We start from the raw sequence: 20,728 nt of genomic DNA, 5'->3' as shown, positions 1-20,728 counted from the left end.
TCCACCTCTTTTGAAAGTTGTTACAATTCTAGTGACAAATGATATAATCTTTCCAGTATTTTGTAAAGAGAAAAATAAGAATGGGGCTGAAAAAATGAAAGTTGCATGTATTCAAATGGATATTGTTTTTGGAGATGTAGAAAAAAATATTGAGAATGCTAAAAATAAAATAAGCGAAGCTATGAAGGAAAGACCAGATGTTATCGTCTTACCAGAACTATGGACAACAGGATATGATTTAACGAGACTTTCTGAAATTGCAGATAGGGATGGAGTGGAAACGAAAGAAAAGTTAATAGAATGGGCGAAGCAATATGATGTACATATTGTTGGTGGGTCCATAGCGAAGCAAACGGATCAAGGCGTTACAAATACGATGTATGTTGTAAATAATGAAGGACAGCTAGTCAACGAATATAGTAAAGTACATTTATTTCAGCTTATGGATGAACATAAATATTTAATAGCTGGTAATGGTACGGGCGAATTTAAGCTAGATGATGTTGAATGCGCTGGAACAATTTGTTATGACATTCGTTTTCCAGAGTGGATGCGTGTCCATACTGCTAAAGGGGCAAAATTATTATTTGTTGTAGCTGAATGGCCATTAGTTCGTTTAGCACATTGGCGTTTGCTATTGCAAGCAAGAGCAGTTGAAAATCAATGTTATGTTGTTGCGTGTAATAGAGCAGGAAAGGATTCGAATAATGTATTTGCAGGTCATTCTTTAATTGTGGATCCTTGGGGTGAAGTTGTAGTAGAGGCGAATGAAGAGGAATCAATTTTATTTGGAGAGCTTGTATTCGAGAAAATTAAAGAAGTACGTAAAGGAATTCCAGTTTTTGCGGATCGCCGTCCAGAATTATACAAATAAAATGTTGACAAGTGATTTTTATTCTTGGTATAGTCTTCAACATAAAGTTAAAAATTCAAAAAATTATACAACTCTTATCAAGAGCAGGTGGAGGGATTTGGCCCGATGAAGCCCAGCAACCGACCGTAATACCATTGTGAAATGGGGCGTTTATTACGCCAAAAGGCACGGTGCTAATTCCAGCAGAAAGTAAAACTTTCTGGCAGATAAGAGGGGAGAAGATAAACTTCAAACCTCTTTCTTAGTGGAAAGAGGTTTTTCTATGTTAGAAAAACCTCTGAATTTAAAAAGGGGGAGAAGACGATGGGATATTATTCATTAACAGAAATAACAGCTGTACAATATGCGAAAGATCATGGCTATTTTGAAGAGAAGGCAAATGTCATTTGTCATGAAATTGGAGATGGAAACTTAAATTACGTGTTCAAATTAGATGATGGAGAGAAATCCATTATAATAAAACAAGCACTGCCTTATGCGAAAGTAGTTGGTGAAAGCTGGCCATTGTCTATAAAAAGAGCAACGATTGAAAGCAAGGCATTACAAATTTTTGCGCAGTATGTACCGGATTATGTTCCAGTAGTGTACAGTCATGATGAAGAGTTAGCGATAACGGTAGTAGAAGACTTATCAAGACTAACAATTACAAGAAAAGGATTAATAGACGGAGAAGAATATCCGCTTTTATCCCAGCATATTGGTCGTTTTCTAGCACATGTTTTATTTTACACTTCAGATTTTGGTTTACAGTCAGAAGAGAAGAGGGTACTAGAAGGTGCCTTTGTAAATCCGGACCTTTGTAAAATTACAGAGGATTTAGTGTTTACAGATCCATTTGGACATTATGATACAAATGATTATGAGCCAGATTTACAGCTCGTGGTTGATGAACTTTGGAGTGATAAAACTTTAAAACTAAAAGTAGCACAATATAAATATAAGTTCTTAACAAGAAAAGAAACTCTTATTCATGGTGATTTACATACTGGTAGTATTTTTTCGTCACCTTCTGAAACGAAAGTGATTGATCCAGAATTTGCGACATATGGCCCATTTGGATTTGACATAGGTCAATTTATTGCAAATCTATTATTAAATGCTTTATCTAGAGAAGAAGAAAAGAGAAGTGTACTATTTTTTCATATAGAAAAGACGTGGAGTTATTTTGTAGAGACTTTTACAAAGTTATGGATTGGGGAAGGTGTAGAAGCATATACGAAAGAAAAACAATGGTTACCAATTATTTTGCAAAATATCTTTACGGATGCTGTTGGATTTGCCGGATGTGAACTAATTCGTAGAACAATTGGTTTAGCTCATGTAGCAGATTTAGATGAAATAGAAAATAAAGAAACAAGAATTCAAGCTAAGAAACAAGCGCTATCCTTAGGAAAAGAACTAATAAAATATGAATCTAAAAGTGCGGATATTCAACTGTTCCGAACATTATTTCAACAGACAGCTTCTGGAGGGGTAAAAGCATGAGTACAATTGTTACGATTCCGAGGTCTGTCAGTTGGAAAGGTGATGCCATTGCAGTATTAAATCAAACAAAGTTACCGCATAGCACAGAATACAAAACATTAACGACGATTGAAGAGGTATGGAAAAGTATTGTCATGCTAGAAGTGCGAGGAGCACCTGCAATTGGAATTGTAGCTGCATTCGGCTTGGCGCTTGCTTCAAAAAAATATACTACTGTACATATTGAAGAATTTCAAAAGAAGTTTAATAGGGATTGTAATTATTTAGGAACGTCACGTCCGACAGCAGTAAATTTATTTTGGGCAATTGATCGTATGAGAGAATCTATTCGAGAGATTACTACAATAAAAGAAGCACAAAAAATATTAGAAGAAGAAGCGCTTCGTATTCAACAGGAAGATGAAGAGGTGTGTCGAAATATTGGGGAATATGCGTTAACATGTTTTAAAGATGGCGATAATATTTTAACAATCTGTAACGCTGGAAGTATTGCAACTGCCAGATATGGAACTGCATTAGCTCCCTTTTATATTGGAAAAGAGAAAGGTGTGCGTTTACATGCATATGCGTGTGAAACGAGGCCAGTTTTACAAGGTGGTCGCTTAACGACGTGGGAATTGAAGCAAGCAAATATTGATGTGACCCTTATTACAGATAATACTGCAGCTCATGCTATTCAAACGAAAGAAATAAACGCGATTATTGTGGGAGCGGATCGAATTGTCGCAAATGGAGATACAGCCAATAAAATAGGGACAATGAATTTAGCTATTTTAGCAAAGCACTTTAATATCCCATTTTACGTTGCTGCTCCACTGTCAACATTTGATGTTACGAAAGAAACTGGAGCCGAAATTATTATTGAAGAAAGAGATGAAACAGAAGTTACAAAAATCTTTGGAAAACAAGTAGCACCAATTGGAACGGATGTTTATAATCCAGCATTTGACATAACGCCGAATGAATTAATTATAGGAATTATTACTGAGAAAGGTATTATACGCGGGGACTATAAACGAGAAATTGCATCATTATTTGAAAAACAAGCTAATACATAATAGCTTGTTTTTTTATGCCTAAATGCAGTGTTTTCTCTTACTTATATAATGAAAGGAGGGGAAGAGGATGGAAGAGTGGATCAAGATGATAGGTAATGTAGGGTTTCCGATTGTTGTAACATTATATTTACTCCACCGTATTGAAAGTAAATTAGAGGGGGTAATTGTTGCAATTGAGAAGCTCCCGCGGCAATTACTAAAGTACGAAGATCCTCGGGAATAAAAATAAAGTTTGCTCTTCTTGAGCAAACTTTATTTTTATTGAGCGGTATAACCACCATCTATAACAACAGCTTGTCCCGTTATACCTTTAGCTTTTTCACTCGCTAAAAACATCGCATAATCAGCGATTTCTTGTACTTGTAATAAGCGCTTTTGTGGGACGAGTGGATAAATAACATCTTCTAAAACATTTTCAAGTGGTACGTTTCGTGTAGTAGCTAAGTCGTTTAGTTGATTACGTACAAGAGGGGTATCGACATAACCAGGGCAAAGGGCATTAACAGTAATACCATTCGTAGCACCTTCTAAAGCAGCAACTTTTGTTAATCCAATTACGCCATGTTTTGCACTATTGTAGGCAGCTTTTCCAGCAAATCCGACAAGGCCGTTAATAGAAGCGACATTAATAATACGACCATATTTTTGTTGTTTCATAATCGGAAAGGCATGCTTAATTGCGATAAACGGAGCAATTTGCATAATTTGAATTAGTAGCTCGAACTTTTCAGTTGGAAAGTCTTCAATGGGTGAAACGTGTTGCATTCCTGCGTTGTTAATTAATATATGTAATGAACCGAAATGATCAACTGTTTGAGAAATTGCTGCTGTAATTTCCTCTTCAGATGTAACGTCACATTTTAAACCGATAGCTTGAAAACCTTCATTTTGTAATTGTTCAGCAGCTTCTTTTGCACGTTCTTCAAGCCGATCGGTAATCACAACTTTTGCACCTTCTTTTGCAAAAGCCTTTCCCATTTCATAACCAATGCCACTTGCAGCACCTGTTAAAAAGACAACTCGATTTGTAACCATGATGAAAAACATCCCTTCATAATAAAGTTTTCATAGTGCTCTATTTAGAGAAGCTATAATGAAATTCCTGCAAACATTTGGAAAAAATATCGTTAGCTATCTTGTTTTGCAAAATAGTCTTTGCTATACTATTTTGTAAAGCAAGATACTTACGCTTATCTATCTTGTAAAGCAAGATAGTAGGAGGATTTGAATTATGTCGACAAGTCAAATGCTGAAAGGGATTTTAGAAGGATGCTTACTTGCTATTATTTCTGAAGGCGAAATATACGGTTATGAAATGAGTGAAAAGCTAGCGAAGTATGGTTTTACAATGGCGAGTGAGGGGAGTATTTATCCGTTATTAATACGAATGCAAAAAGAAGGACTAATAACAAGCGTAATGAAGGAATCTCCATCTGGTCCAAAGCGAAAATATTATACATTAACAGAAAAAGGCGAGGAAGCACTTGATGAATTTATGGATCGCTGGGAAGCGATGCAAAGTAGTGTAGAGCGTCTACTGGTAGGGAAGGGGAGAAAAAAATAATGCTATCAAGAGAAGCACGAAAGTTTTTGTTAGATATGAGATTATTTTTGACGGCAAAGAGTGTAAAAGAAAGTGATATTGAAAACTTTTTAGAAGATGCAGAGTTGCATTTAATAGAAGGTGAGAGTGAGGGGAAGAGTGTAGAAGATATTTTCGGAAGCTCCCCGAAAGAATATGCGCATGAACTTGTAAAGGTAATGGAAAAGGATAGACGGGAAACGTGGAAGCAAATTGGTTTTACAGTAATGAATATCGTAACGTTTTGGATTATTGCTTCTATCTTAATAGTGAATAATGGAATGTTACAGATTTCACTTATTCAGTGTATCGGTTATAGTTTTTCATTTATTTTAGTTGTTATAGGTCCTAATTTTCTACTTCGCAAAATGACCTTCGTAACAAGTTTTACAAAAACGTGGTTTTCTATGTGGTTTTTAGTTATGATTGCGCCGATGTTTTTAATGGGAGTTATTACGGTATTAGATGTGATATATCCTACCAAAATGTTTATATTCACTCAAATGCAAAGTTATTTATTAGCTGGTAGTATTTTTATCATTACAGTAGCGGTAAATATGTATTTTGATGGATGGTTTAAAAATTTATATTTAATCATTCCACTTTCAATTATGTTAGTGTTTAAAACATTTACAACGGAAGAACTTATGCCAATGCTATTTCAAATTATATGTTTATACGGAAGTTTATTTATTTTAATTTTTGTTGAAATTATGATGAAGACGAATAGAAGAGAAATGGTTAAATAAGGGAGTGATAAAATGCTATCAAATGAAGGGCAAAAATTTTTAGATGATACCCAAGGGTATTTACGAACAAAGGGCATTAGAGAAGCTGATATTATTTCATTTATAGAAGATGGGGAAGTTCATTTAATAGAAGGAGAAAAGAGAGGGAAGAGTGTAAATGATATATTCGGACATGCTCCAAAAGAGTATGCAAATCAACTTGCCAAAGAGATGGAAGTTGATAAAAAAGGAAATTATAAATTATTGCTTTATTTCATTATAAATTTATTAGCATTCACGATGATGAAGAGTGTATTTTTTAGTGAAGTCGACCATCGTTTGTCTTATTCTTTAATTGAATTAATTGGCTATCCGATTATGATTTTTGTAGGAATTAGTGTATTAATATGGGGCATGAGAACAGCCTCATTTAAGCGGAAAAGAACTGAATTTTTAATTATGTATATAAGTGGTGCAATGTGGTTTTTATTAATTTTCAGTATTGCATTATTAAATAATTTTTATGGTACAACATTTATTAAATTTACTAGTACAGAAAGCTTCATTCTTGTTGGTATAGTAGTTCTTTTAGCGGCTGTTACAAATATTAAATTTGGTGGTTGGTTTACTCTGTCATATTTACTGGTTCCAATTGTATTAGAATATGTATTTGTAATGATAGATGTATCAAGTATTATTGGAATGTATGTACAACAAATAATTCTTTTCATTGTTATTTACATGCTTTTGAAAATTCATATAAAATTAGAAAAAAAAGAAGTATACGAATAAACAAGAGGGACAGTTATTTATATGTATATGAGGGATTTGATTTCTAGGATCAACTATACTGTTTTCACGAAAAAATACATGATGACTATTTTAATATTTTATTAGGGGATAAGTCTGAATGTATCTTTTTAAATTAATAGGAAAGCGGCTGCTCTGGATATACCAAAAATTATTTCCAAAGAAATATTATATAGGGATTTTTAGGGGGATTACATTTACATTTAGTTGTCTATTTTTATTTCTAGCAGCCGGGATTTGTTTTGTTGATTGGAATAAGTTTTTTTAAACAGTAACATGAGGGTTACTGTTTTTTTCTTTGTAATAAAGAGCTTTGTAAAGAGAGCGCTTTTTGTTCTGCTGTTAATAAGGAATGAATATGAACGTTTTCTGGACGAGGGACTATCGGATACATAAGATTTGTTGGAGAAGGGTGGTGCTCCGAGCCGGTTGGAGAATGAGGATCTGCATGAGTAAGTTTTCCGTGAACACGTCTTGTAAATAAAATATGACCGATTTCGTGAGCGAGCGTATATATATTTTTCATAGGAGCAGCCGAATTTGTTAAAACGATATAGCCAGTAAGTTGCTGTTGTTTTGCTAAAGAATAAGCGCAGGCAATTACTGCTGTTTCTTTGAAATAATCACTGCCAATATAACAAATATAAAGGTCGCATTCAGGAGCTTCATCTACACATGTTTGGAAAAAGGATGCCAGCTTTTCTTGACTTTGAATGGAATTTTTATAACTGATTTCACGGTCAAAAAAACGGAAAAGTTCATTTAATACAATTACTTCTTGAATTTGAAATGTAATGGGGTGCCAAATTGATTCTGCAACAGCTAAATCTTTTGCGATGCGGTCATCAGAAATATCGGCGCCGGGAGTAATACAAATACATATATTGACGTATGGATCCATAAGGAACACCTCAAATGAAAAAAAGTTCTTCCTATAATATATGTGGGAAAAAGATGTCATGTATGGATAAACGCCTTCTTTATTGAATATATAGATGACAAGTCGAAAAAATTTCATAGTTCTATAACATGGTGTGATCATCTTTTTGATATAGTAAAGAAAAGGGGGAGAATATATGTATACATTAAAAATCGTTTCAGACAGAGAAGCTCTTTATCAATTTGCAAGTTATGTAAGAGTTGTGCAAGGGGTTGAAGATGTATATGTAGAGGTGGGAGAACCTTTATATGAACATCCGTTGATGAAGTTTTATGTACATATTAAGCTGAAAGAAACATATGAGCAGCATAAAGCGTTACAAGAAATAGCAAGATTAGTAGAATTAGGGCGATTTACATACGTCCATTATCGTAATGATGAAATTGAAGAAGCTTTTGAAGCTGTAAAATATGAAAGTTTTAAGAAATAGAAATGGGAAAAAAGGAAGCGGAAACTTCCTTTTTTTTCTTGGAAATTACATCAACAAAAGGAGAAAAATTTTGTTATGATAAGGGAGGGTGAGGAAAGGAGAGTTTACATATTGGGGTATATTGAAGAGTTACGCAAAGTCGTTGGGACAAGGCCACTTATTCTCGTTGGGTCAGCAATCATTATATTAAATGATAATCAAGAAGTATTGCTTCAATATCGTTCAGATACATATGATTGGGGTGTACCTGGCGGCGCGATGGAATTAGGAGAAACGACAGAAGAAACTGCTCGCCGAGAATTATTCGAAGAGACGGGGTTACAAGCAAAAATTATGCAATTTCTTGGTGTCCTTTCAGGAAAGGAAGTATATTTCCGTTATCCTAATGGAGATGAAATTTTTAATGTCATTCATCTGTATCAAGGGCATCATGTGGGCGGAGAATTAAGGCTTGATCATGAAGGATTGAAGCTTCAATATTTTCCGGTAGATAAGTTACCCAAATTGAATGAAACGACAGAGAAAATTTTACAAAAATTTTTATATGCATTGACAGAATAGAAGGTTAATTCCTTCTATTTTTATTATATTAAATATTTTGATTTTTTAGTATGTTTATAGTATGATAGTTATAGATATACATCTTATGGAATTTCACCTAAAAACTGACTAGGGTACATAAGAGAGGGGCAAGTGCAAAATGCATAATGTTGTTATTACAGCTGCAGTTCGTTCGCCAATTGGAACTTTTGGGGGAGCGCTAAAAAATGTAACGCCAGTAGAATTAGCTGTTCCTGTACTTCAGGAAGCTGTAAAACGAGGCGGGGTAGAACCACACGAAGTTGATGAAGTGATTTTAGGTCATTGTATTCAAAGAACTGATGAAGCAAATACGGCAAGAACAGCTGCATTAGCGGCAGGATTTCCTGACACAGTTACAGGGTATACAATCCAACGCCAATGTTCTTCAGGTATGCAAGCAATTATGTCAGCTGCAATGCAAATTCAATTAGGTGTAAGTGATGTTGTTATTGCAGGTGGAGTAGAAGCAATGAGTTCAAGCCCTTATGCATTGAAACAACACCGCTGGGGACAACGTCTACAGCACGGAGAAATTCGTGATACGGTGTGGGAAGTGTTAGAAGATCCGATTCATCATATTATGATGGGGGAAACAGCGGAAAATTTAGTTGAACAATATGAAATTACAAGAGAGGAACAAGATGAAGTTGCTCTTCGAAGTCATACATTGGCACTGAAGGCAATCGAGTCTGGATACTTTGACGATCAAATTGTTCCTATTAAAATAAAAGAACGTAGAAAAGAAGTAGTATTTTCAAAGGATGAACATCCACGTGCTGATATTACAGCAGAAAAATTAGCTGGATTAAAACCAGCTTTCCGTAAAGATGGTTCAGTAACTGCAGGTAATGCATCTGGCCTGAATGACGGAAGCGCGGTTCTAGTATTAATGAGCGAAGAAAAAGCGAAAGAAAAAGGCTTACAACCGTTAGCTAGAATTGTTGGATATTCAGTAGCTGGAGTAGATCCAAAAGTTATGGGTATTGGACCAGCACCAGCAATTCGTAAAGGTTTAGAAAAAGTAGATTGGTCATTGGAAGATGCAGATTTACTTGAAATTAATGAAGCTTTCGCGGCTCAATATTTGGCTGTAGAGAAAGAGTTAGGCTTAGACCGTGAAAAAGTGAACGTAAACGGTAGTGGCGTAGGACTTGGGCATCCAATTGGTTGTACAGGGGCTCGTATTACAGTAAGTTTAATTCACGAATTAAAAAGACGTGGGTTAGAAAAAGGAATTGCCTCTTTATGCGTCGGTGGCGGTATCGGGGTTGCCTTATTTATAGAAGCACTATAAAAAAGAAGCAGCTATTGCTGCTTCTTTTTTTACGACTCAAATAGATGATGAAATAATCGATCACGATTTTCAAAGAAAAGTTTCGTCGTTTGGTAATGCTCAGTTTCTTCTAATGTGGATTCGTGAATCCCTTCTTGTGTTAAAGAATATATAGTGGATTCAGGGTAGGCCATTAAAATAGGAGAATGCGTCGCAATAACAAATTGTGAACCTTGTTCCGCTAGCTCATGCATTCGAATGAGCATGGAAAGTTGTCTCATTGGTGATAAAGCTGCCTCAGGCTCATCTAAAATGTATAAACCTTGTCCTGAAAAACGGTTCATAAATAAGGAAAAGAATGATTCGCCGTGAGATTGTTCGTGTAGTGAAACGCCGCCGTAAGATTTTATAACATCTATTTCATCAATATAAGAAGCAACGTTATAAAATGATTCAGCGCGAAGAAAGAAACCGTCGTTTGGTGTATTGAAACTTTTGGAAATTCGAAGGTATTCATGTAAAGATGAATGTGAATCGTTAGTGCTAAAGCGGAAATTCTTCGTTCCACCTTCTGCATTAAAGCCTAACGCAATTGCAATTCCTTCAAGTAATGTTGATTTACCTGTTCCGTTTTCTCCAATAATGAATGTTACATTTGGATGGAAAGCTAGTGATTGTAATGTTCGAATAGCGGGTAAGCAGTAAGGATATGCGGAAAAACTAGGGATATTTTCTTTTTTTAATGTGACATTTTGTAAAAAAGGTACGTCAATCAATATATAAACCTCAATTCATAAAGGATTTTGATTCTAAAAAGGCGGCAAATACAAGTGTTAATGACACCTGAATCCCTTCCTTATTTTCTGAATATTTTATGTGGATTATATCATTTAAACTATCATATTCCAATGTGAAAATAAATATTGCATGAAGATCCATTCTCTCGTTATGATATATGGTATTCTATTGAAAATGTGAGAAGGAGTTAAAGTATGCCGTTTACATTTGCACATCCAGCAGCAGTTCTTCCTTTTGCGAAAAAACATTCTAAACATATTTCAGTAACGGCTCTTATATTAGGTAGTATGGCGCCTGACTTTGAATATTTTTTACACTTTAGACCGTATGGTGTAATTGGGCATACATGGCTTGGATTCTTATATTTGAATTTACCACTTGTCTTCTTGTTAGCATACATATATCATTACATTTTAAAAAAGCCTTTTATAACGCATTTACCTAAACCGTTTGCTGGGTATTATACATATGTAGTAGACAAGCGGTGGGGGCTTCATACATGGAAGAATCTTTTTGTATTTTGTTATTCAGCATTATTAGGTATGTTAACGCATGTTGTTTGGGATGCATTCACTCATAAGACAGGCTATTTTGTTATGAAAATACCATTATTACAAAGAGAATGGTACGGTATCTCTGTTTATAAATATATGCAACATGGAAGTACATGTATTGGTGTTCTATTATTAGTATACGTTTTATGGAAGTATAGAAATGAAATGGGTAAAGATCTTATTTTAGCTTCGGAAAAAAGAAAGTATTGGGTTTCAGTAATTGTTGTAGCAACTATTATATTTATCGTGCACGCGTTCCTAGATCCCTATTTTCATATTTTCCAAATTGGAGGTATAATAGTATCTGGACTGACAAGTTCATTTTGTGGACTTGTCATTGTTTCTATAGTTTACAAAGCCAGGGACTAATTTTATATTCATGAATGATAGCGTTAGGAGAAATGAAATGATGAAAGCATGGAAAAGTATTTTTGTTTTATGTAGTTTTCTTCTTATGTTAAGTGGTTGCTTCCATCAAGAAGAAAAGAAAGCTGAACCAAAGAAGAAAGAATCTATTCCTGAAACAAAAGAATATGGTGGGCGTGAGCTGAAAAAAGTAGGACAAAAAGTGAAAGAAACAGGATGGGGTACTTTCAAGTTAGAGCAGATGCATTCTGTGAATCAAACATTTGAAGTAGCGCCAATGAAAATTCACGTACAAGATGTGAAAGTAATTTCTTTATCACAGATGAGTGAAAAGGCAAAAAAAACATTGAAAGTATACACGGCACTAACTCCTGAAGAAGTAAAACGGAGATTAGGGGATAAAGTAAGCCAAGAAGATGCAGAATTGTATGCATCGCTAAGTGGAACAGAGATTAGTAATACAATTCGTTACGTTGAGATTACATATAAAGTGGAGAATAGCGGAAATAAAAATATGCAATTTTTCTCTATGAATGATGTTATGATTAATGGTAAGCAACATTTTAAAGTAGCCACTCAAAACTTTTTATATGACGAAGATACGTTAGTTGGTACAAAAAATGTATCAAGAGAAGACTATAAGCCTGGTGAAACAAGAGATGGTATTATTGGTTTAATACTTGACGATGGAAAAGACAAGGTAAAGGATATTCAGTTTACAACTGATGATTTACTTGCAGGGGATTCAGAAACACAAGATGTTGTAAAAGAGCCACAAACGTTTAACATCTCACTAAAATAATGTAAGACAAAACAGTCAGCATTCAAATATTATGCTGACTGTTTTTTTATTTCTTTTATGTATGAATCTACACTTTGAAAAGGCACCTTAATTTTAAACGCATCTTTTTGTTCATTAAATTGCTTTTCATTGTAGGGACCGAAACGTTTATTGTGCTTTACGTCAATAATCCAATAATGTTCACTTTTTTTATTTGCAATTGCTGCGTCAGGGTTATTCGGATCTGATTTTTCCTCGGTTTGTTTTGCAATAATGTATTTATCATCCCAAGCAATGTCTGTAATTTTTGCAGGGATGTATTGTGTGGCATATACAGCATCTTGCGAGGGGAAAAGTTCAAATGCATTTCCAGAAGTACGTATGAGTTCGTATTCATCGTTAACCGTATAAGTTAAGTGACCTGTGTTTCCTGCACAACCAGTTAATAGGAAGGCGACGAATAGGATTATCCATTTTTTCAATATGGGAACCTCCTTTATAATGCTATTGTAACAAATTGTACAAGAAAAGTAAGAGAAACGCTAGTTTACAATGTTTTTTAGAAGTGGTACGATGAGACGGGTAAAGAAGGATATGAAGGAGTCGACATAAAATGAAGTTAAAGATGCATCGTCCAGCGCTTGTAATGAATCGCATAGGTGCTTCCCTAATTGACATGTTTTTAATCTCGGTTATGTATGGTGCAGTAGTAGCTGTTATGACCGGAAACTATAGTGCTATGTTTAAGCGCTTTAATATAAGCTTAGGTGATTTTAGATATGATTTCGCAGTAGTTTTTATATTAATGGCGATATATTTTATTGTGTTACCCTTTATTTGGAACGGTGTTACACTTGGAAAAAAGGTAACGAGAATAAAATTAATTTCATTGAAGAGTGAAAAGCTAACGTTGCAAACATTAATTATAAGATTTTTTGTAGTGTTATTACCGAACGTATTGCTATTAGGAATTCCATTAATATGTAATATATATATGATGTTGTTCCGCAAAGATAATTGTGGTTTTCAGGATTTAATTACAAAAACGAAAGTAATAAGTCTTGTATAATGAAAAAAAGACCTTTTTATACATAAAATAAGAAGGTCTTTTTTTTTTTGTTATACAAATACCATTTATGTAATAATATCATTTTTATTTTTAATAGATTGAAAATTTAGAAAATGTTATAATGATTAAAATAATATCTTTATATAATAAGGGGGAGATTAAAATGACTGGAGGTAGTGTAATCTTTTGGGGGATTTTAATTTTCATCGGTTTAGTTTTCGATCAGCGTAATAGTAAGAAAAAAGAAGGATAAAAAGTAAACGTTTACAAATGAAATAGCAATTTTTCTTGCTTGCAGATTAATCTTATAAAGGAGTATACTGAATGACGGTAAGACTTATAGAAGGGGTAATGAAAATGAAGCTTGCAGGAAAAGTTGCTATCGTAACTGGCGGTGGCATCGGTATTGGTCGTAATACAGCTCTTTTGTTGGCTAAACAAGGCGCAAAAGTTATTGTGACGGACATTGATCAAGAGAGTGGACAAGCAACAGTGGAGGAAATTATGAATCTAGGCGGAGAGGCACTTTTTGTATCCTATGATATGGGAAAGCAAGGAGATTGGCAACGCGTTATTAGCATTACTTTGAATGCATTCAGTCGCATTGATATGCTTTTTCAAAATGCAGGTTTATATAAAATAGATTCTATTTTTTCTCGCCAACAAGAGAACGATTCCAATGTACTTTGTATTAATGACGTTTGGATAGAGATAAAACAATTAACGTCATCTTTTATGAAACAGCAAGAAGAAGTGGTGCTTAGTGATTTACCGATTTTCGGTATTATTAGCACGAAAGGACAATCATTTCATACAGTAGAAGCCCTAGTATAATAATGAAAACCGCCCTCAATATATGTGGACGGTTTTTTGTATGTGTATAGTAAAGATAAATTTTTTAGCGAATACGTTGTTCAGTTTGGTTATCAAAGAAATGCGCTTTATTCATATCAAATGCTAATTTAATTTGGTCACCAGGTGAAAACGTATGTCTTGCATCTACACGTGCCGCAAAATCTTGATTCCCAAGTTTCATATATAAAATGGATTCAGCACCTAATAACTCAGCGACTTCAATTTTTGTTGTGAAGGCAGTAGATTGTGAAGCTTCTAAAAATAGTAGTTCATCATGAATGTCCTCTGGACGAATACCTAAAACAATTTCCTTATTTACATAGCCTTGTTCACGTAGCATCTTCATTTTTCCTTCAGATACTTTAATTTTTATAGTATTGTCTATAACGAAATCGGTTTCAGTCAATTTACCACGGAAGAAGTTCATAGCTGGTGAGCCGATAAATCCACCCACGAAAATGTTTTCTGGTGTTTCATATACTTCTTTTGGAGTTCCAATTTGTTGGATTTTTCCATCCTTCATAACGACAAGACGCGAAGCCATAGTCATTGCTTCTGTTTGATCATGTGTTACATAAATTGTTGTTGTTCCAAGACGATGATGTAGCTTAGAAATTTCTGAGCGCATTGCAACACGGAGTTTAGCATCTAAGTTTGATAATGGTTCATCCATTAAGAAAACTTTTGCATCTCGAACGATTGCTCTACCTAAAGCAACACGTTGGCGCTGTCCACCTGATAATGCTTTCGGTTTTCTATCTAAATATTGTTCAAGTCCTAAAATTTTTGCTGCATCTTTCACACGACGATCGATTTCATCTTTTGGTATTTTTCGAAGTTTTAATCCAAATGCCATATTATCATATACACTCATATGTGGATAAAGAGCGTAGTTTTGGAATACCATAGCGATATCTCGATCTTTTGGAGGAACATCATTCATTAGTTTACCATCAATTGAAAACTCGCCTTTTGAAATATCTTCAAGTCCAGCTACCATTCGTAATGTTGTAGATTTTCCGCATCCAGAAGGACCGACAAATACAATAAATTCTTTATCTTGAATGTGTAAATTAAAATCAGTTACAGCTGTTACGTTATTATCATATATTTTATAAATGTTTTCTAATTTAAGTTCTGCCATGGTATTTCCCCCTAGAAATAATTATGCAAACGTTTTCTTTGAGTTCATTATAAACGAATAGATTCAAAAAATAAATAAAAAAATAAAACGTTTTCATTTATTGGAGATTTATTAGTGGTTTTCATATGTTTTCTTAGAAAAAGAACAATAAAAATTGTAAGCGCTATTTTAAATTGAGATAGAATCTGTTATCATTCATTAATGAAAACGTTTGCGCCTTAAAAAAGAGAAAAATGAATGATGAATGAAATGGGGTAGCATAATGGAAAAACAATGGTGGAAAGAAAGTGTAGTATATCAAATTTATCCTCGTAGCTTTATGGATAGTAATGGTGATGGTATAGGAGATCTTCAAGGGATTATTTCAAAGCTAGATTACTTAAAAGAGTTAGGGATTGATGTGATTTGGTTATCACCAGTCTATGAATCTCCAAATGATGATAATGGTTATGATATAAGCGATTATTGTAAAATTATGAACGAGTTCGGAACAATGGAAGATTGGGATGAGCTATTACATGAAATGCATGAACGTAATATGAAACTTATGATGGACTTAGTTGTTAATCATACTTCGGATGAACATAATTGGTTTATTGAATCACGTAAATCAAAAGATAATAAATATAGAGATTACTATATATGGCGCCCTGGAAAAGAAGGAAAAGAGCCGAATAACTGGGGAGCAGCGTTTAGTGGATCAGCATGGCAGTATGATGAAATGACAGATGAATATTATTTACATCTGTTTTCTAAAAAACAGCCAGATTTAAATTGGGATAATGAAAAGGTAAGACAAGATGTTTATGAAATGATGAAGTTTTGGTTAGAAAAAGGAATTGATGGCTTCCGTATGGATGTTATTAATTTTATTTCTAAAGAAGAGGGATTACCAGCTGTTGAAACAGAAGAAGAGGGGTATGTTTCAGGTCATAAGCATTTTATGAACGGTCCAAACATTCATAAATATTTACATGAAATGAATGAGGAAGTATTATCGCATTATGATATTATGACGGTTGGTGAAATGCCTGGTGTAACGACAGAAGAAGCGAAATTGTATACTGGAGAAGAACGAAAAGAGTTGCAAATGGTATTCCAATTTGAACATATGGATTTAGATTCAGGAGAAGGTGGAAAGTGGGATGTAAAACCATGCTCACTTCTTACTTTAAAAGAGAATTTAACAAAGTGGCAAAAAGCATTAGAGCATACCGGATGGAATAGCCTTTATTGGAATAATCATGATCAGCCTCGCGTTGTATCTCGTTTTGGTAATGATGGAATGTATCGCATTGAATCAGCAAAAATGTTAGCGACAGTTCTTCATATGATGAAAGGAACGCCATATATTTATCAAGGAGAGGAAATTGGAATGACGAACGTTCGATTCCAATCAATTGATGAATATCGAGATATTGAAACGTTAAATATGTATAAAGAAAAAGTGATAGACCATGGTGAAGATATAGAAAAAGTAATGGAATCTATTTATATAAAGGGTCGTGATAATGCTAGAACTCCGATGCAGTGGAATGATCAGAATCACGCTGGATTTACAAAAGGTGAACCTTGGATTACTGTAAATCCTAACTATAAAGAGATTAATGTGAAACAAGCAATCCAAGATGAAGGTTCAATTTTTTATTACTATAAGAAATTAATTGAACTACGCAAAAATAATGAAATAGTTGTGTATGGATCATATGATTTAATATTAGATAATGACCCTTCTATTTTTGCTTATGTAAGAACATATGGAGATGAAAAACTACTTGTCATTGCAAACTTTACTGCGGATGAAAGTGTATTTGAAATGCCTAAGGATATTAGTTATAGTGAATCAGAGTTATTTATACACAATTACGATGTAGAAATCGGATCAATAGATAACATTCCATTACGTCCGTATGAAGCGATAGTGTTCAAATTGAAATAAGAAAAAGCCTTATGCCATTTCAAACTTGGCATAAGGCTTTTTTGGATTACCATTTTAATATGGAGAATCCATATGGAGGAAGTGTAACTTGTAATACACTTGCTTCCGCTGAAAATTCTTCGTTTGTATAAATGTTAATTATTTTCTTACCAGTAACATGAAGAGGGAGTGAAACTGTAACTTCACTATTAGTAGGGTTTAAAACGAAAAAGATAGTTTCATCCTCATATGTTTTCGTATAAGAAATATAATTATGTTCATCATTTGCTTCGATGAATTGAAAAGTACCATGTCCTCCAAATGCTTTATGTTGTTTACGTAATAAAATCAATGTTTGTATATGGGTAAATAATGCATGATCTTGTTCCTTAGTATCCCAAATCATACATTTACGGCAATCAGGGTCCATGCCGCCATCCATACCAATTTCATCCCCGTAATAAATACAAGGAGAGCCGATGAAAGAAAGATGGAATACATAGAGCAATTTCAACTTATTTTTATCTCCGTTGCATGTTGTTAAAATTCTTGGAGTATCATGGCTGTCTAATAAATGAAATGCTGCTTCATTTACATTCATAGAGTAGGAATGTAGAGATTCTGTAATTTGCTTCATGAATTCACTTGCTTTAATGGAATCGTTAGCAAAGTAAGAAAGTAGAGCATTTGTAACAGGATAGCTCATGACAGCATCAAATTGATCGCCTTGTAGCCACGGAAGGGCATCGTGCCAAATTTCTCCCAAAATATATACTTCAGGATTTAGTGTCTTTATTTCAGTTCGGAATTCTCTCCAAAAGTTGTGATCGACTTCATTGGCGACATCAAGGCGCCAGCCATCTATATTGAATTCTCGTACCCAATAACGTCCTACTTCAAGTAAGTATTCTTTTACATCTGGATGAGCTGTATTTAATTTAGGCATATACGGTGTAAAGGCGAAAGTATCATAATTTGGAAGTGGTTCGGTTATAATCGGAAATTCATGAATGTGGAACCACTCTTTATATGCGGACTTCTCACCATTCTCTAGTACGTCTTGAAATTTCTCGAAAAAGTATCCACTATGATTAAACACAGCATCGAGCATTACTTTTATACCGTGCTTATGACATTCTTCAACGAGCTCTTTAAAAGTTTCTTTCGTCCCAAATTGTGGGTCAATTTCCATATAGTCAATTGTGTCATATTTATGGTTTGAATGAGCTTTGAAAATAGGTGTGAAATATATTCCGGAAATGCCAAGCTTAACAAGGTAATCAAGGTTTTGAATAACACCAGAAAAATCTCCGCCGAAAAAATTAGTTGGAGTTGGATTCGCACTTCCCCAAGGAAGGGTGTTTTCTGGATTCAGCGTACTATCGCCATTAGCGAATCGCTCAGGGAAAATCTGATACCAAATGGTGTCTTTAATCCAAGGTGGTGCTTTGAATACATCATCTGCATGAATAAATGGAAAACAGAAAAAGTTACCAACATCATCATTTGGAATGCTAGAAAAGAATCCTCGCTCTGCATAAATAAGAGTGTCTGTTTCAGATTTTAATTCAAACCCATAACGTAAGCGCTTAAATTTTGGTTCGATTGCAATGGACCAATAATCAAATAATGCAGTAGAACCCGTTTTTTTCATGGGTGTACTTGCTGATATCCATTTCCCGTCTTTCCATTCGTAAGGATCACCGTAAATAAGATCGGTGCTTTGAATATCATCTCTCTTAGTACGTACTCGGATGTGAATTGTTTGTTCATCATAAGCGTATGCATAATTATCTTTCGGCCTATGATAAATGGCTTCTTTAAACATATAGAAAATCCCCCTTCAATATCTCTATACATAGTATTCCCTTAAGTGTAATAATAAAGCCTGTATTGCAAACGATTGCCTTTCTCGTAGCTTTAATATTGCTTATAAGAGTAGTATTCATTTTATATAAAGTCAATGTATAAAGAGTATAATGACATAATTTTTAAATTAATATTTGCAAAATGAATAAAAGAATGTATAATGATAGACAAATAGCGCAAACGTTTTCGTAGATTGAGATATTGTTTGCGCTTCAATTAAACTATTAAATGCAAACGTTTTCAGTTACTGAGGTACATAGACAATTTAGGGAGGTTTTTGGGATGAAGAAAGCATTATCATTATTAACGGTTTCAGCATTATCTATTGGTATGTTATCTGCATGTGGACCGAAAGATTCAGGGAAAAAAGAGGAAAGTAAAGCGAAAAAAGACTATGATCTTCTTGTTTGGGAAGATGATAAAAAAGGTGTTGGTTTAGAACCAGCAGTGAAAAGCTTTGAGGAAAAATATAAAGTAAAAGTAAAAGTTGTTGAAATGCAAATGACAGATCAAGTGAAGAAGTTACGCCTTGATGGGCCAGCGGGGACTGGACCAGATGTTGTAACATTGCCACACGATCAAATCGGAAATGCAGTAACAGAAGGTTTACTTTCTGAAGTGAAAGCAGATGATGCTGTAAAGAGTAAATTTACTAATTCATCAATAGAAGCACAGACATATAACGGAAAATTATATGGTTTACCAAAAGCAATTGAGACACCAGTCTTTATTTACAATAAAAAACTAATGCCAAAAGCGCCAGAAACGATGGACGAGCTGTTTAACTTCTCAAAAGAATTTACGAAAGATGGCAAGTACGGATTTTTAGCATTAGGAGATAACTTCTACTTTGCTAATGCATTCATGGCAGGTATGGGCGGTTATGTATTTGGTGAAAAAGATGGAAAGCCAAATGCAAGTGATGTTGGATTAAATAATAGCGGAGCAGTACAAGGTGCTGAATATCTTCAAAAATGGTACAAGGAAAAATTATTCCCAAAAGGTATTATCGGTGAATCAGGTGGGCCTGCTGCTGATGGACTATTCAATGAAGGAAAAGCAGCTTCTATCATGAATGGCCCATGGGCGTTCCAAGCAATGGAAAAGAACGGGATTGATTATGGCGTTGCTCCAATGCCGAAATTACCAAATGGTCAACCAATGAAAACGTTTGTTGGGGTTAAAGGATGGCATGTAACAAGTTTCTCTAAACAAAATGATTTAGCTACAAAATTCACTGAGTGGGTAACAAATGAAGAAAACGCAAAAATTCGATTTGAGAAAACAAAAGAAATTCCTCCAGTAAAATCAGTAATGGAAGATCCAATTATTAAAGATAACGAAGCTGCAAAAGCAGTTGCAACGCAATCTGAAAATGGAATTCCAATGCCAAACATTCCAGAAATGCAAGAAGTTTGGAAACCAGCTGGAGATGCGCTTCAATTAGTTGTTACAGATAAAGAGGCACCAAAAGCGGCGCTTGATAGTGCAGTGAAACAAATTAAAGGTAATATTGAGGCAAATCATAACAAGAAAAAATAAGGTGAAATTCGTGCCTCTAATATGAGAGGCACGAATTCTCTCCCTTCCATGTAGGAAGAAAAGAGGGGGA

At 34.4% G+C, this 20,728-nt stretch carries 23 protein-coding genes, 1 pseudogene and 1 riboswitch; of the genes and pseudogenes, 18 read left to right on the top strand and 6 right to left on the bottom strand.

Annotation, left to right across the window (positions count from 1 at the left end; genetic code table 11):
• Positions 1-10 precede the first annotated feature (10 nt).
• From NST86_RS20500 to NST86_RS20485, 4 genes are all read left to right on the top strand, one after another.
• The gene (locus NST86_RS20500) at positions 11-874 is read left to right on the top strand and encodes a carbon-nitrogen family hydrolase (RefSeq protein ID WP_002098106.1); all 864 of its coding nucleotides are present in this window, start codon (positions 11-13) and stop codon (positions 872-874) included.
• A 71-nt stretch (positions 875-945) separates the two neighbouring features.
• Positions 946-1,087: riboswitch (SAM riboswitch) on the top strand.
• A 90-nt stretch (positions 1,088-1,177) separates the two neighbouring features.
• Positions 1,178-2,359 carry an S-methyl-5-thioribose kinase gene (mtnK, locus tag NST86_RS20495; protein WP_086424061.1) on the top strand — a complete coding sequence of 394 codons (1,182 nt, stop codon included), beginning with the start codon at positions 1,178-1,180 and terminating at the stop codon, positions 2,357-2,359.
• Positions 2,356-3,417 (top strand): S-methyl-5-thioribose-1-phosphate isomerase, encoded by a 1,062-nt coding sequence (mtnA, locus tag NST86_RS20490; RefSeq protein WP_086424060.1) that lies wholly within the window; start codon positions 2,356-2,358, stop codon positions 3,415-3,417. The genes mtnK and mtnA overlap by 4 nt, the downstream gene beginning before the upstream one ends.
• Before the next feature lie 67 nt (positions 3,418-3,484).
• Complete coding sequence (locus NST86_RS20485) at positions 3,485-3,640, top strand: YvrJ family protein (RefSeq protein ID WP_000393337.1); 156 nt, start codon at positions 3,485-3,487, stop codon at positions 3,638-3,640.
• A 35-nt stretch (positions 3,641-3,675) separates the two neighbouring features.
• On the opposite strand, the gene NST86_RS20480 is transcribed toward NST86_RS20485, so the two are convergent.
• Complete coding sequence (locus NST86_RS20480; protein WP_086424059.1) at positions 3,676-4,452, bottom strand: 3-hydroxybutyrate dehydrogenase; 777 nt, start codon at positions 4,450-4,452, stop codon at positions 3,676-3,678.
• A 196-nt stretch (positions 4,453-4,648) separates the two neighbouring features.
• On the opposite strand from NST86_RS20480, the gene NST86_RS20475 reads away from it, so the two are divergent.
• The 4 genes and pseudogenes from NST86_RS20475 (at position 4,649) to NST86_RS20460 (ending at position 6,805) form a co-directional block, all read left to right on the top strand.
• Positions 4,649-4,981: a PadR family transcriptional regulator gene (locus tag NST86_RS20475; RefSeq protein ID WP_000107978.1), complete on the top strand. Its 333-nt coding sequence runs from the start codon at positions 4,649-4,651 to the stop codon at positions 4,979-4,981.
• Complete coding sequence (locus NST86_RS20470; RefSeq protein ID WP_086424058.1) at positions 4,981-5,748, top strand: DUF1129 domain-containing protein; 768 nt, start codon at positions 4,981-4,983, stop codon at positions 5,746-5,748. Before NST86_RS20475 ends, NST86_RS20470 begins: the two co-directional genes overlap by 1 nt.
• 12 nt (positions 5,749-5,760) lie before the next feature.
• Positions 5,761-6,519, top strand: a complete 759-nt coding sequence (locus NST86_RS20465; RefSeq protein ID WP_016118575.1) for a DUF1129 domain-containing protein — start codon at positions 5,761-5,763, stop codon at positions 6,517-6,519.
• 74 nt (positions 6,520-6,593) lie between these two features.
• Positions 6,594-6,805, top strand: a pseudogene (locus NST86_RS20460) (DNA-binding protein).
• Positions 6,806-6,820: 15 nt separating this feature from the next.
• Here the strand turns inward: NST86_RS20460 and NST86_RS20455 are convergent.
• The gene (locus tag NST86_RS20455; protein WP_016118574.1) at positions 6,821-7,438 is read right to left on the bottom strand and encodes an ImmA/IrrE family metallo-endopeptidase; all 618 of its coding nucleotides are present in this window, start codon (positions 7,436-7,438) and stop codon (positions 6,821-6,823) included.
• A 175-nt stretch (positions 7,439-7,613) separates the two neighbouring features.
• On the opposite strand from NST86_RS20455, the gene NST86_RS20450 reads away from it, so the two are divergent.
• The 3 genes from NST86_RS20450 to NST86_RS20440 all read left to right on the top strand — a co-directional run bounded on the left by NST86_RS20450 (position 7,614) and on the right by NST86_RS20440 (position 9,783).
• The gene (locus tag NST86_RS20450; RefSeq protein WP_000288330.1) at positions 7,614-7,907 is read left to right on the top strand and encodes a DUF3928 family protein; all 294 of its coding nucleotides are present in this window, start codon (positions 7,614-7,616) and stop codon (positions 7,905-7,907) included.
• A gap of 111 nt (positions 7,908-8,018) precedes the next feature.
• Entirely contained in the window at positions 8,019-8,468 is a 450-nt protein-coding gene (locus NST86_RS20445) for an NUDIX hydrolase (protein ID WP_000540528.1), read from the top strand.
• 139 nt (positions 8,469-8,607) lie between these two features.
• Positions 8,608-9,783: an acetyl-CoA C-acetyltransferase gene (locus tag NST86_RS20440; protein ID WP_000552070.1), complete on the top strand. Its 1,176-nt coding sequence runs from the start codon at positions 8,608-8,610 to the stop codon at positions 9,781-9,783.
• A 29-nt stretch (positions 9,784-9,812) separates the two neighbouring features.
• Here NST86_RS20440 and NST86_RS20435 read toward each other — a convergent pair whose 3' ends face one another.
• Positions 9,813-10,538: an AAA family ATPase gene (locus NST86_RS20435; protein WP_086424057.1), complete on the bottom strand. Its 726-nt coding sequence runs from the start codon at positions 10,536-10,538 to the stop codon at positions 9,813-9,815.
• Positions 10,539-10,754: 216 nt separating this feature from the next.
• On the opposite strand from NST86_RS20435, the gene NST86_RS20430 reads away from it, so the two are divergent.
• On the top strand, positions 10,755-11,483 hold the full coding sequence (locus NST86_RS20430; RefSeq protein WP_016118573.1) for a DUF4184 family protein: 729 nt from the start codon (positions 10,755-10,757) through the stop codon (positions 11,481-11,483).
• Between the two features lie 37 nt (positions 11,484-11,520).
• Positions 11,521-12,282, top strand: a complete 762-nt coding sequence (locus NST86_RS20425; RefSeq protein ID WP_000973894.1) for a hypothetical protein — start codon at positions 11,521-11,523, stop codon at positions 12,280-12,282.
• Positions 12,283-12,311: 29 nt separating this feature from the next.
• On the opposite strand, the gene NST86_RS20420 is transcribed toward NST86_RS20425, so the two are convergent.
• Complete coding sequence (locus NST86_RS20420) at positions 12,312-12,743, bottom strand: DUF3997 domain-containing protein (RefSeq protein ID WP_086424055.1); 432 nt, start codon at positions 12,741-12,743, stop codon at positions 12,312-12,314.
• Positions 12,744-12,874: 131 nt separating this feature from the next.
• On the opposite strand from NST86_RS20420, the gene NST86_RS20415 reads away from it, so the two are divergent.
• The 3 genes from NST86_RS20415 to NST86_RS20405 all read left to right on the top strand — a co-directional run bounded on the left by NST86_RS20415 (position 12,875) and on the right by NST86_RS20405 (position 14,164).
• Positions 12,875-13,330: an RDD family protein gene (locus tag NST86_RS20415; protein ID WP_000769095.1), complete on the top strand. Its 456-nt coding sequence runs from the start codon at positions 12,875-12,877 to the stop codon at positions 13,328-13,330.
• A gap of 163 nt (positions 13,331-13,493) precedes the next feature.
• The gene (locus NST86_RS20410) at positions 13,494-13,583 is read left to right on the top strand and encodes a hypothetical protein (protein ID WP_000145653.1); all 90 of its coding nucleotides are present in this window, start codon (positions 13,494-13,496) and stop codon (positions 13,581-13,583) included.
• A 71-nt stretch (positions 13,584-13,654) separates the two neighbouring features.
• Entirely contained in the window at positions 13,655-14,164 is a 510-nt protein-coding gene (locus NST86_RS20405) for an SDR family NAD(P)-dependent oxidoreductase (protein ID WP_000218410.1), read from the top strand.
• 64 nt (positions 14,165-14,228) lie between these two features.
• On the opposite strand, the gene NST86_RS20400 is transcribed toward NST86_RS20405, so the two are convergent.
• Positions 14,229-15,329, bottom strand: coding sequence for an ABC transporter ATP-binding protein (locus NST86_RS20400; RefSeq protein WP_000818931.1), 1,101 nt, complete (start codon positions 15,327-15,329; stop codon positions 14,229-14,231).
• Positions 15,330-15,591: 262 nt separating this feature from the next.
• Between NST86_RS20400 and malL the strand changes: the two genes are divergently transcribed.
• Entirely contained in the window at positions 15,592-17,268 is a 1,677-nt protein-coding gene (malL, locus tag NST86_RS20395; RefSeq protein ID WP_000415178.1) for an oligo-1,6-glucosidase, read from the top strand.
• A gap of 46 nt (positions 17,269-17,314) precedes the next feature.
• Here malL and NST86_RS20390 read toward each other — a convergent pair whose 3' ends face one another.
• The gene (locus NST86_RS20390; RefSeq protein WP_000471788.1) at positions 17,315-19,075 is read right to left on the bottom strand and encodes an alpha-glycosidase; all 1,761 of its coding nucleotides are present in this window, start codon (positions 19,073-19,075) and stop codon (positions 17,315-17,317) included.
• 323 nt (positions 19,076-19,398) lie between these two features.
• On the opposite strand from NST86_RS20390, the gene NST86_RS20385 reads away from it, so the two are divergent.
• Positions 19,399-20,658 carry an extracellular solute-binding protein gene (locus NST86_RS20385; protein WP_000709923.1) on the top strand — a complete coding sequence of 420 codons (1,260 nt, stop codon included), beginning with the start codon at positions 19,399-19,401 and terminating at the stop codon, positions 20,656-20,658.
• Positions 20,659-20,728 lie beyond the last annotated feature (70 nt).

It is taken from the genome of Bacillus sp. FSL L8-0199 (assembly GCF_038005705.1).
Classification (GTDB): Bacteria; Bacillota; Bacilli; order Bacillales; family Bacillaceae_G; genus Bacillus_A; species Bacillus_A cereus.
This window is presented reverse-complemented; position numbering and strand designations above follow the sequence as displayed.